This window comes from uncultured Microbulbifer sp. (genome assembly GCF_947498635.1).
Taxonomy (GTDB): domain Bacteria; phylum Pseudomonadota; class Gammaproteobacteria; order Pseudomonadales; family Cellvibrionaceae; genus Microbulbifer; species Microbulbifer echini.
In genome coordinates, this window is the sequence record NZ_CANMKV010000004.1 from 143,784 (window position 1) to 156,010 (window position 12,227).

Genomic DNA, 12,227 nt, shown 5'->3' on the forward strand with positions numbered 1-12,227 from the left:
CTATGAAATCTTGCCGGGGAGCAACGCGGCTGATGTCGGAGTCCCAGGAGCGCAACCTGCTCTTCAGTGAGCAGGCCAGCCTTAAGCTGCATTTGGCAATGTGCGCTCCATGTCGGAATTTCGGTAGGCAGCTCCATGCCCTTCGTCGTATCAGTAAATCCTATGCAGGGGGTGGCCCTGAGAAAACAGGGGAATAGATTCCTCTCTTCCGCCAGGGGATCCTATGCGATCGTTTACCACTTTAGGGAGACGGCTTAACGCCGCGGAGGCGGTACATGCCGATAGGCGATATGCCCAGCGACAAAGTGGGGTTGATACCAGTAAGTTCCACAACGTTCATAGGTCACATTGCCGATGCTTACCCTGACGCAGCTCGGTGGCAGAGTGTATAGCCACCCCCCCACACCTACCGCGGTAACTCCCCAATAGGCAGGGCCGGGGTATGGCCAGTGCCGGGGGCGCCAGGGTGGGGGATAAGGCGGATGGCGGTGGTGTCCGGGACGAACAGGGTGAAAAGGGGGATGATTGGGGAATCGCCGTTCAAAGTCTCCCCGTTCAAATTCGCCGTGGAAGCGTCCACCAGGCATTGGACGAGCGGCATGGAAATGCCCGCCAACATTGAAATGAGCGCCGCCTCCTCCAAAGTGTCCTCGCGCCTGCACCTCGGAACTGAAAATGCTGCAGAGTAGAGTTCCCGAGAGGATCAGTGGCGCGGCCCATAAGGACAAGGCTCGGGCCTTGGGGTACTTAACACGAATCATTGCGAGGCCTCCTTCTTGTTCGGCTCGGCCTTTTTAAATGGGATCTGCTTAAGCTTCTCGGTATTCGCGATGAATTTCTTCGCCGCTTCGGGCTTGGCCTTCATCCACTTAAGCGTCGCGAGGAAGCGCGGCTTGGCCGGGTCGCGAGTATTTACTGTAGAGATACGCAGAGGTAGAGGCTGGTCGCCAACTTTGATCCAGATTTCCCAGTCCAGGTTTTCCGAGCGGAAGGCCCAGTGTTTGGTGCGCTGCCCATTGATCATTGGCGAATTGACCAAAAAACCCTCTTTGATCCCAGCCCAGGCGTCCGGTTTGCGACCCCATTCGAGTAAATCCGCAAAAGGCACTTCAATGCCATACTCCTTCGCAGCTTTACTGAGTACCTGGGCTGTCGGCTCTGTAGCCTGCATTTCCGCAAAGTAACCATTGCGCGGAGCGATCATGGTGAACTTATTGCCGGCGTGAAGGAATCTTCGTGTGATCGAATCAGTGGTCAGATCAACGCGCAACTGATTGGGTGGCATGGCCATATAGGTGACCTTGCCGCCAATTAATAGCTTCTGTTCATTCTCCAGAACTACATCGGCAAAGATCCTGGCTTTAAACATCAGCATTTTCATGCTCGCCAGATATTCCCCCATCTTTTTCAGAGCCTCCATGGCTTTGGGGTCAATAGCCTCTCCATTTTCCGCGATTCCAGCCAGAGCCGGAGGCATCTGACCCTGCCCTGTTGTGCCATCGGTGGGGGCGGGTTGGTTCTGTGGTGGACCGCCTGAACCGCCTTGCTGGCCCTGAGTGGGTGGATTATCCGGGGGTGTGGGTGCGGGCTGTGCGAAAGCAGCGGGAATCAGTGCCATTGACACCGCGAGAAGCAGTGCCCTGGTATGGTAGCCAAGTGGGTGAGGGGCAAGCATAGACCGATACCTCCCAGTACAAAATCAAATTAGTGGCATCAAAATCAGTGTAGAGGAGTTAAAGGCGATCTTGGTTGAGGTTGGTATTGAACAGCCTGGCTTTCGGGTGACTGTTAATTCACCTTTTCGACTATGTTCGTGTTTAGCCCCGTAGAGTCATGTGCAGCTGTGGGTTTCTATTTGAGCTATGCTGTCATGTTTGTTAGAGTCAAAAACAAGATTTTGTGGTCCCGCTGTTCTTATGAACCTACTCAGACTGTCCTTTTTATTGATTGCGCTGCTGGTCTTCCAGACTGCAGGTGCTTTCTATGACAGCCACGAAGAACTACAGGATGTTACCAGCCATCTCGAGCCCCACCATCTGGATTGGTCCGGTAGCAGTGGCGAGCTCAATCCTACCGATGTCGAAGCCACGTCCTCAACGGACGAAGTTATCCAGGAATCGCCCGTTGCTGGGGAGCCCGGTGCGCATGCACCACTGCTAGATTTTTGTAATCATTGCTGCCATTGTCATGGCAGTACCGCTGCCGGCTTGTTAGGGCAGTCCTTCCAGCCTCTTCTCTGGGGCAGTATTTCTTATCGCGAAGTGATTAGCGCGGCTGTACCCAGCGGTTACTTTTCTCCCCTGTTGCGCCCACCGATAACCCAAGTCTGATTTCTCAGTTTTGCGAATGGGCCCTTAAAAGCTCGCGCGCGCCGAAAGAGATAGGATTTGGAGAACCTCATGGATTTGTTTCGCACGCTCATTGCGAGTGTGATTCGTTGCCGTGCCTTGTGGCCGTTGTTGGCGGCGGTTTTGTGTTTACCTGCGCAATCGGTATTTGCGCAGAAGGGGGACTTGCTGACACTACCGGATGCGATTGGGCTGACGCTCGCGCAAAATCCGGAACTCGCAGTATTTCCATTGCAGAAGAGAGGGCTGGACGGTGCCGGGCAGACTGCCGCACTGAAACCCGCGTTGGAATTGGGTGTTGAAACCGAATACAAGCATTTCAATGAAAGTAACTCGGATAATGCCCCAGATCCTGAAGACGATGCCGATAACGAGTTTGAGCTAACCGTGACACTGTCTTCAGTGATCGAGTTGGGGAGCAAACGAATGGCACGTGTTGATGTGGTGAACGCACAGCGAGACTTGTTAATCGCCGATGAACAGGCCAAGGCGTTAGACCTCTTGGCCGAAGTTATTCGCCGCTACACCCAGGTACTTGCCGCTCAGGAGTTGGTGGTCTTAGCCAAAGAGAAAGTCTCCCTCGCTCGGGAGACCCTGAGTGCGGTGAGTACGCGGGTCAGCGCCGCAGCGAGCCCCGTTTCTGAGCGTTTGCGTGCAGAATCAGCCCTGGCGAAAGCCTTGTTGGCTGAGGAGGGTGACCAGAGCATGTTGGTGTACTACAAGCTCGCACTATCAGCTCTATGGGGGCAGCCTGCCCAGGATTATCTGGTGGATTCCAGCGAGCTCTACCGCTTCGAGCCGGGTGCAAGCTTCGATGTACTGTATGTGCAATCCCAGGAAAACCCTGCGATAGCACGCTTTGCTTCCGAAGAGCGTCTGCAGGCCTCGCAGTTGCGTCTCACACAGGCAAATTCGAGGCCAGATGTTGGCTGGTATGCCGGTCTTCGTGTGAATCCAGCTGTCAATGAAACCGCTGTTCTGGCGGGTTTTAACGTCCCTTTATTTGGTGCCAAACGCAATCGCGGAGCTTTCATAACGGCAATGACCGAATTGGATGAAGTCGTGCTGCGTCGTGAGGCGGCTTTGCTGCAACTCTACCCGCAACTCTACCTGGCGGTGACCAGTCGCGAGCAGGCACTTGGTACAGTTTCCACTTTGCAAGACGCCGTAATCCCTAAACTTCGCCAGGCCTTAAACGAAGTAGACCGCGCCTACCGTCGCGGTCGGGATTCCTACGTAGACCTAATCTCCGCACGCGAGGAACTCCTCGATGCAAAGCGCGCCCGGATCGAAGCGGCTCGATCCGTACTTCTTTTCGGTGCGGAGATTGAACAGCTGACCGCCAGTCCCTTGGGGTCCGCTGGCGTTGATAGCAGTAAATAATTTTGGATTGAGATATGAGCAGATCAACAAAAGCGCTTCGGCTGGCGATATTGTCACTGTCCCTGCTGCTTACAGGGGTATGGCTGGCACCACAAAGTCACGCCAGTGGTGACCACGGCAAAAGCCATGGTGGGCAGGATGAGCATGAAGAGGAAAAGGGCCCCAATGGTGGCCGTTTATTGGAAGAGGGCGATCTTGCCGTGGAGCTGCTTATTTATGAAAGCGGCGTGCAGCCGGAATTCCGTGCCTGGATTACCCACGATGGGAAGTCTCTCGACAATGCCCGCCTCTCGGTTGAGCTAGAGAGACTCGGCGGCAAAGTGGATCAGATCCCATTTTCCTGGGCGTCCAGCACCGGGTATTACCGCGGCGAAGGCATCGTGGGGGAGCCTCACTCTTTCGAGGTGACGGTTTCAGTTTTTCATAATGGCGAGCGTACCAAGTGGCAGTATGAATCCCATGAAGGCCGGGTGCAGATCACAGAGCAGATGGCAGAGAAGGCCGGTATTAAAACTGCCGTAGCTGGTCCTGGCACCATTACAGAAAGTGTGACTTTGTACGGCAAAACTGCGATCGATCATCGCAGTATCAGCCATGTGCGAGCGCGCTATCCGGGAACCGTCGTCACTATCGAAAAAGCCCTTGGTGACTTGGTAGAGAAGGGGGAAAAGCTTGCAACGATCGAATCCAATGACAGCTTGCAAACTTATCCTTTGATTGCGCCTATTAGTGGTCAGATCATCGATAAGCAGACCAGTCGCGGTGAGTTCAGCGGTGAACGTGTGCTGTTTACTATCGCCAACTACAACCAATTGTGGGCCGAGCTACAGGTATTTCCGACACGTCGCGGCCAGATCAATCGGGGCCAAAAGGTTTCCATTATTGCCGGCAACCGTACTTTTGATTCCACCATCACCAGCCTCGCTCCCGGTGGTAACGGTCAACCCTTCGCCATTGCGAGAGCCGCCATCGAAAACCCCAATGACCTTTGGACTACGGATCTGATGGTTCAGGGCCAGGTGGTGACCAATGAAAAGCCTGCGCCTTTAGTCGTGGAGAATCGCGCGTTGCAACCTTTCCGCGACTGGACGGTGGTATTTATCCAAGTGGGGGAAACCTACGAGATTCGTCCGCTGAAATTGGGGCGCAGTGATGGCAGGGTTACCGAAGTGCTGAGCGGGCTCAATGTGGGCGATCGCTATGTCACCGAGAACAGCTACCTGATTAAAGCGGATATCGAAAAATCCGGCGCTGCGCACAGCCACTAACTAAGAGAGGCCAGAAGATGATTGAAAACATCCTGCGTTTCTCTATTGAGCGGCGTTACTTCGTGCTGTCCCTGATTTTTATCTTGGTGGGGCTGGGGGTTTGGAGTTACCAGAAACTCCCTATCGATGCGGTCCCCGATATCACCAATGTTCAGGTGCAGATTAATACCGAGGCTCCCGGCTATTCGCCTTTGGAGGCGGAGCAGCGGATTACTTACCCGGTAGAGGCCGCGCTCGCCGGCTTGCCAAATCTGGAATATACCCGCTCGCTTTCCCGCTACGGGCTATCCCAGGTAACAGTGGTGTTTAAGGAGGGCACGGATCTCTATTTTGCGCGCAACTTAATTAACAGTCGCCTCGGTACTATTAAGAGTAATTTACCCCCGGAGCTGGAACCCGAAATGGGGCCTATCGCTACCGGGCTCGGTGAGATTTTCATGTACACCGTAGAGGCACTGCCCGGCGCTACCCAGCCCAACGGGCAGCCCTACGATGCCACCGCCTTGCGGGAAATCCAGGACTGGATCATCAAACCGCAATTGTCTCTGGTGCCTGGCGTTACGGAAGTGAACACCATCGGCGGTTACAACAAGCAGTATCACGTTACCCCCGATCCCCGTCAGATGCTCAACTTCGGTGTATCGATGGAAGATATCGTTGAGGCCTTGCGCCGCAACAACGAAAGTCGCGGTGCCGGTTATCTGGAAAATAACGGTCGCCAACTGCTGGTACGCTCCCCAGGGCAGCTGCAAGATATCGCCGAAATCGAAGATGTGGTCATTACCAGTCGCGCCGGAGTGCCGGTAAAGATTTCCGATGTGGCGGACGTGGCTATCGGTAAAGAGCTGCGCACCGGTGCCGCCACCCGTGATGGCGAAGAAACGGTACTGGGTACGGCCATGATGTTGGTGGGGGAGAACTCCCGCGAGGTCGCTCGCAATGTGGCGGAAGCCCTGGAGCGGGTGAAAACTACGGTGCCGAAAGGTATTAAGGTGGAAGCCGTTTACGATCGCACCACCTTGGTAGATAAAGCCATCGCCACCGTGCAGAAAAACCTCGTCGAAGGCGCGCTACTGGTTATCGTTGTACTGTTCTTGTTGCTAGGGAATATGCGCGCGGCCTTTATTACCGCCGCAGTGATCCCACTTTCCATGCTCGCCACCATTTTCGGCATGGTGCAAACTGGTGTCTCCGCTAACCTGATGAGTCTCGGTGCCCTCGATTTTGGACTGATCGTCGATGGGGCGGTGATTATTGTGGAGAACGCCATTCGCCGGCTCGCCGAAGCGCAGCACCGAAATGGAGGTAAGTTGCCTCTACAGGAACGTTTAGAGCTGGTCTTCCATGCCACCAATGAAGTCATTCGCCCGAGCCTGTTCGGTGTGCTGATTATTACGGTGGTGTATATCCCGCTGTTCACGCTTACCGGTGTGGAAGGCAAGATGTTCCACCCCATGGCGGCGACGGTAGTGATGGCCTTGCTGGCTGCGCTGGTGCTTTCACTGACCGTGGTCCCGGCAGCGGTTGCTGTTTTCCTCACTGGCAAAGTTAGTGAGAAAGAAAACAAGGTGATCGTTGCCACCAAATCCCTGTACAAGCCACTGTTGATCGCCGCCATGAAAGTGCGTTGGCTGGTGCTTTGTGGCGCTATGGCGCTGGTAATGTTTTGTAGCTGGCTTGCCACCACGCTCGGTTCGGAATTTATTCCCCAGCTCAATGAGGGGGATATCGCACTGCATGCCTTGCGCATTCCCGGTACCGGCTTGGAGCAGTCGGTGCAAATGCAGCGTTTGCTGGAGCAGCGTATTAAAGAGTTTCCTCAGGTCGATAAGGTATTCGCAAAGATTGGTACCCCGGAAGTGGCCACCGATCCAATGCCGCCAAATGTGGCCGATAATTTTGTGACGCTGAAACCCAGAGACCAATGGCCCAACCCGAAACTGCCCCAGGAGCGGCTGGTAGCGGACATCGAAGAGGCCGTGCGCCTCTTGCCGGGTAATAACTACGAGTTTACCCAGCCGATCCAAATGCGTTTTAACGAACTGATTTCCGGTGTGCGTGCCGACTTGGGTATCAAAGTGTTCGGCGATGATCTGGACCAATTGGTCGCATCTTCAAATGAGATCCTCGGTGTACTGAATGGGATTGAAGGCGTTGCTGATGCGCGTGTAGAACAGGTGGAAGGCTTACCGGTTCTCTCTGTGGTGCCCAAACGCATCGCACTCGCCCGCTACGGTATCGATCTACAAACTCTGCAGGATTTGGTATCTACCGCTATTGGGGGTGAAGAGGCTGGCCTGATTTACGAAGGCGACCGTCGTTTCCAGCTGGTGGTTCGTTTGCCGGAAAGTTTGCGCCGCGATTATGAAAACCTTGGCGATTTACCTGTACCCTTGCCCGCAGGCAGCGCATTGGGCAGCTATGTGCCCCTGTCTGAAGTCGCCAGCCTGGAAATGACCCCGGCTCCCAACCAGATCAGCCGCGAAAACGGCAAGCGCCGTGTGGTGGTCACAGCCAATGTGCGCGATCGCGATCTGGGTTCCTTTGTGGAAGAGGCGAGGGCGCGTATCGAGCAGCAAGTAGCCCTGCCTGCCGGTTATTGGTTGGTCTACGGTGGCACTTTTGAACAGTTAGAGTCCGCCAGCACCCGCCTTTCCATCGTGGTTCCGCTCACATTGCTGGTAATCCTCGGCCTATTGGTAATGGCCTTCGGCTCATTCAAGGATGCTTTGATAATCTTCACTGGCGTCCCCCTGGCGCTAACTGGGGGTGTTCTGGCCCTGTGGTTGCGCGGTATGCCCTTATCAATCTCCGCCGGAGTAGGTTTTATCGCGCTCTCCGGTGTAGCGGTGCTCAATGGCCTGGTAATGCTCTCCTTCATCCGTCAATTGCGCGAGCAGGGCGGCGAGTTGCTGACCTCCATTATCGACGGCGCCATGATCCGGCTACGCCCGGTACTGATGACGGCACTGGTGGCCAGCCTTGGATTTGTGCCCATGGCCTTGAATGTGGGTACCGGAGCCGAAGTGCAAAGGCCACTGGCTACGGTAGTCATTGGGGGGATTATTTCTTCTACGCTCTTAACCCTGTTTGTATTGCCGCTGTTGTATCGGATTGTGCATGAGAAGGAGCGGGCAGATAAAGGCCGTACAAGTCTGACTTGATCCCCCTACGACCGCCTACTTCGCCCCTCTGCCTGGGACGGAGTAGGCAGAGCTTGAAGTCAATTTCTAATAATTTCTTTCACTATTTAGCCTCTCCCATCGTTGAATTATTTTCTGCTCCAAAGAGCGAGGTTACCGATGATTTGGGGACGGGGACTGAGAGCTACACCTCACATTGCTTAAGGCCGTCATACGAGCCCGGAGAGACTATTTAGAGTTGGTTATTGGTACTTTGATATCAAAACCGAATGTTCCATCGGGGCTAGGTTTTGCTAGATTTGGATTAGTCAGATGGCGCATTAATAACCGTTATCACAGATCCAGACATAGTGTGTTTGTGATGTCTAGAGAGTAACCAGGAGTAATCGGTGGCTAGTGCTAAACCTCTAAACAGGTTGGGGTCAGTCTCTGTAATTGGCCCAGGACTAACTGAGGTTGTAGAACATCTTAAGTAGCTGACTCATATTTTATGGAACGCCTTGCGGGGAGATACTTGGAAGTGGAATGTAGCGCTCATTGGAATTCTATTTGAAAGCGAATTAAGGATAAATGGTGAAAAACAACCAGAATGAACTGCTTTGCTGCAAAACATTCCTAACAAGTCCGCAGGGGAAAGTTTTTACTGAAATAGCGGGCAAGGTTAAGCTGAAGACCAGAATATCAAAGGCATTTAACTATTCTGGAGAAATGCACCAGATTCCCATTTATAAGGCGCAAGATGGCAACGGAAATGATGTGGTCCAGGTATCGTCTGGAGAGAAAATTTTGGTATCTATACAGGGTCAAGATCCTTGCCAAATATCTTCGAGAAGTTTATGGCTCGCCAAGATTAATACCTACTGACACTTATAAGACAGAGCTGGCGGGCAAGGAAGGGATAATAGTCTTTGAAGTCTCCGGCTGGACTGATGTAACCGGGCATGCAGACTTATGGAATGGCAGTGCTTGTGTCGGGTCGGATTATGGTGATAGGGCGAGCCAAATAATGTTTTGGGAGACCTTCTGATGCGAAAGGTTGGGTTGCTTTTTCTGATTTTTTTTTTTGCACTTGTTTCCTGTGCACCACCACCACCAACGAGCAGCACTAGTGAGGACACTCAAGAAATGTTGTATCAGTATGCTCAGGCAAACTGTTTATTTTGGTATTTCAAGGAGAAAGGCTATGACACTGATGAGATACGATCTATAGCCGGAGGAATTGTTGAGCACAGTGATGTTTCAGCAGATAAGTTCCAGGAAATTTCATTGTTCATTAAAAATTACTCTCCAAATTTGAAGTCCAAGAATAATATTAATGTGTCTTTAAGCAAGTGTTTTAATTTAAAGAAAAGTGAGGGGTTGAAAAATATTATCGATAAGTAAGTTTCTGGTAGCCATCTCTGGATGGCGCCTCGCTGAACCTCAGTACGTTGGTGGATATAATGGGATCTTTTCATTTTTATCACAGAACTTAACCATACTAAGGTTGAAATATGGGTTTTTGATGCAAAAATCCAACTTGGATGCGTGTGTCTATTTAATTACATGAAGATAACTTTGAAAGTTCAAGATGATTGCCTTGCAGATCGATGATAAAGAGTAAGGTATGGCGGTGATTGATCATTATCGAATAAATTGCGATGTCGATCACAGAAAAGTTTGCCAATTTATTGCTCTAGTTTCATCCCGATGGCTCCGGGAATCGATTTGCCCTGACCACAACACAAAGAGTGTATGTGCGTCCTCTTTGTTATGCTCGTATTATATCCGGTGGGTTAATAACTTATATGAAGATCGCTGCTCTCGGATAAATCTCTTAGTGTCTCCATATATTTTTTTACATATTTCAAAGCACTTTCTTTGCTAACAAGCGGCTCACAATACCCAAAAACAAAAACGCCCTCTCCATTTATTGTGCAGGTCACTAACATTATGGGGTGTGCGCCATGTGTTTGAACCGTCATAACTACACCAAAGTCGAAGAAAGTCAATGGGCCAGTATATTCCATTATCTCTCCTACATTGGATACACAAATCCCAGAGGGGAAGTATTTTTTTGCATTGCAAAAATCTTTAGCCATATTTTCGATCTCCACGAGGTTGTAATCGGGCTTAAGTGGAGGCTCAAAAAAACGTCCATTCCTCAGTTGCAAGTAGACTTTTCTTTGAATTAAATGCGCGAGACTTAGCAAGTTGAGACTGGTGTCATCCGGTGATAAGGATAAGGTTAATGTGGTTGTACACTCTCCTATAACATTCGGATCTATCTGGCGTTTACACAAATATTGTGCATTTATAGGTAGCATTAATTCTACTCTGGAATGAAAGCCTGGAAGCGATCGGGCAGCGATAATAGCGATAGCATTATAGATTGAGGTAATTTGAACATTCTCACGTTTTGAAAGTAAGTGTAAATGGTCACAAGATTTTTTGGGGAGGCGCCGGTAAATAGAGCAGCCCCGTCGAAGGGAAGCATTTGCCGCCTGTTCTACTGGCCATTTTGGGAAAGCATAATTGTCGTTACTAATTGTCAACTGTGGTTTTTTAAGATGTTTTATTGAGCTAACATATTCCACCACCGATTTTTGCATTGTCGAAGCAGAAGACTCATATCCTGAATCCCCTCTCAAGTACCTATCCAAATCTCGGATTAAGAGTAATGCTGAGCGTCCATCAATGGCGGCGTGGCTTACCATAAAGGCAATCCACTTTACATTTCCATGTTTATGGACATAAACCGTAAAGCGATAACTATATTTATCCAGCTCAAGAATTTTACCCCCTAAGTGATTGAACTCCTCTTGATAATTTAAAGGCAAGGCATCGCGCTTTATCTCAAAAGGAATATCTTGGAATCCTACGTCACAGAACCAATAGGTATGATGATTCTTTTCTACCCGGGAACGCAGCATAGGGTGCAGGTTATGTAGGTATTCCATCCCCTTCATTAATTCTTCAATATCCAGAGACTTACATACTCTAAAGAAGACAACGAGTTGTACTGCCCCCTTTGACTTCTCGGTCAGCTCAACAAAGAGCGCTTCCTGAGCCCCTAGCTTACGAAAAGGTATTGCTTTTTTCATTACAGGCGCATCCCAACAGGGAGGTAGTTGCCTATTAGTATAGAAGGAGAAAGCACTCCACTTATATAGCACCTATAACAACCGATTCTGGATAACCACAGGACCTGTCCAGAACCCATAGCTATATACACCAAAAATATTGAGACAGCAGTGATCACACAATTAAATACTGTACAAGTATGCTCATCCTGTATGCCAATGCCTTTACCTCATAGTACTCGATTCTACAAAGACACAATGCTCTATTACCACTGCATTTCCCGCTGCGTTTGATGGGCATTTTTGTGTGGTAAGGGTATCGAATCTGGGCATCGTCGCGAGTGGACTTGAGCCAAGGATGCATAATCTGGCTTCAATCTTTGCTCTTGATATTGCGGCCTATGCAGTAATGAGCAATCATTACTGCATCGTACTTTATATCGACAAAGAAAAAGCGCTGAGTTGGCCTGATACCGAGGTCATACTCCGTTGACAGAAACCACTCAAAACCTCCAATTTGGCCCTAGGCTCTCTTCAAAGGGGGTTGCTCGATCACTTTGAAACCAGAAAGCTAAAGGAAGTGGTCGCTCTATGGTGAGAGTGCTTGAGGGGTCTTAGCTGGTTTATGCCCTGTTTAAACGAATCTATCACCTGTCAGGCCAATGCCGAAGACAATTGTTCGGGTCGATTCTGGGAAGGCCGTTTCAAATCCCTGGCTCTTCTTGATGAAATAGCCCTCGCTGTCTGCATGGACTGCCTCCATCTTAATCCTACCCGTGCCAATATGGCAGAAGATCCTGATCACACCTCAATTCAATAGTGTATTTATGCAACAATCTTAGGTAAGCAGCCGAAGAATTACTACCACTTGTAGGCGGAGAGCGGCTGAATATGCCTAAAGGGTTGCTCTTTCAGTTGGATCACTATCTGGGACTAGTGGATTGGAGCCTAGATTGCCAACATAAGTGACACACGTTTACCCACCAAAAATTCCAGTGGGCTCAAGTAATTTAACACCTTCCT

Annotated in this window: 11 protein-coding genes; 8 read left to right on the plus strand and 3 right to left on the minus strand. The window is 50.7% G+C overall.

Translation table 11 applies throughout. The annotated features are described in order from the left end of the window. Positions 1-2: 2 nt before the first annotated feature. Complete coding sequence (locus Q1A69_RS03540) at positions 3-197, plus strand: zf-HC2 domain-containing protein (RefSeq protein ID WP_299581207.1); 195 nt, start codon at positions 3-5, stop codon at positions 195-197. 57 nt (positions 198-254) lie between these two features. Here Q1A69_RS03540 and Q1A69_RS03545 read toward each other — a convergent pair whose 3' ends face one another. Together Q1A69_RS03545 and Q1A69_RS03550 are read right to left on the minus strand one after the other, a co-directional pair. Next, positions 255-761, minus strand: a complete 507-nt coding sequence (locus Q1A69_RS03545; protein WP_299581210.1) for a hypothetical protein — start codon at positions 759-761, stop codon at positions 255-257. Next, on the minus strand, positions 758-1,675 hold the full coding sequence (locus tag Q1A69_RS03550; protein WP_299581213.1) for a DUF2092 domain-containing protein: 918 nt from the start codon (positions 1,673-1,675) through the stop codon (positions 758-760). The genes Q1A69_RS03545 and Q1A69_RS03550 overlap by 4 nt, the downstream gene beginning before the upstream one ends. A 241-nt stretch (positions 1,676-1,916) precedes the next feature. Here Q1A69_RS03550 and Q1A69_RS03555 point away from each other — a divergent pair, with 241 nt between their 5' ends. The 7 genes from Q1A69_RS03555 to Q1A69_RS03580 all read left to right on the plus strand — a co-directional run bounded on the left by Q1A69_RS03555 (position 1,917) and on the right by Q1A69_RS03580 (position 9,525). Continuing rightward, on the plus strand, positions 1,917-2,330 hold the full coding sequence (locus Q1A69_RS03555; protein ID WP_299581216.1) for a hypothetical protein: 414 nt from the start codon (positions 1,917-1,919) through the stop codon (positions 2,328-2,330). 69 nt (positions 2,331-2,399) lie between these two features. After that, complete coding sequence (locus Q1A69_RS03560) at positions 2,400-3,731, plus strand: TolC family protein (RefSeq protein ID WP_299581219.1); 1,332 nt, start codon at positions 2,400-2,402, stop codon at positions 3,729-3,731. A 14-nt stretch (positions 3,732-3,745) separates the two neighbouring features. Next, the gene (locus tag Q1A69_RS03565) at positions 3,746-4,999 is read left to right on the plus strand and encodes an efflux RND transporter periplasmic adaptor subunit (RefSeq protein ID WP_299581222.1); all 1,254 of its coding nucleotides are present in this window, start codon (positions 3,746-3,748) and stop codon (positions 4,997-4,999) included. A gap of 17 nt (positions 5,000-5,016) precedes the next feature. After that, positions 5,017-8,163 (plus strand): CusA/CzcA family heavy metal efflux RND transporter, encoded by a 3,147-nt coding sequence (locus Q1A69_RS03570; protein WP_299581224.1) that lies wholly within the window; start codon positions 5,017-5,019, stop codon positions 8,161-8,163. A 552-nt stretch (positions 8,164-8,715) separates the two neighbouring features. After that, positions 8,716-9,006, plus strand: coding sequence for a hypothetical protein (locus Q1A69_RS03575; protein WP_299581226.1), 291 nt, complete (start codon positions 8,716-8,718; stop codon positions 9,004-9,006). Beyond that, positions 8,897-9,169 (plus strand): T6SS effector amidase Tae4 family protein, encoded by a 273-nt coding sequence (locus tag Q1A69_RS20315; RefSeq protein WP_366525543.1) that lies wholly within the window; start codon positions 8,897-8,899, stop codon positions 9,167-9,169. Before Q1A69_RS03575 ends, Q1A69_RS20315 begins: the two co-directional genes overlap by 110 nt. Further along, a complete protein-coding gene (locus Q1A69_RS03580) occupies positions 9,169-9,525 on the plus strand; it encodes a hypothetical protein (protein WP_299581229.1) in 357 nt (118 codons plus the stop codon). Before Q1A69_RS20315 ends, Q1A69_RS03580 begins: the two co-directional genes overlap by 1 nt. A 392-nt stretch (positions 9,526-9,917) precedes the next feature. Here Q1A69_RS03580 and Q1A69_RS03585 read toward each other — a convergent pair whose 3' ends face one another. Further along, positions 9,918-11,225 (minus strand): hypothetical protein, encoded by a 1,308-nt coding sequence (locus Q1A69_RS03585; RefSeq protein WP_299581231.1) that lies wholly within the window; start codon positions 11,223-11,225, stop codon positions 9,918-9,920. Between the last annotated feature and the right edge of the window lie 1,002 nt (positions 11,226-12,227).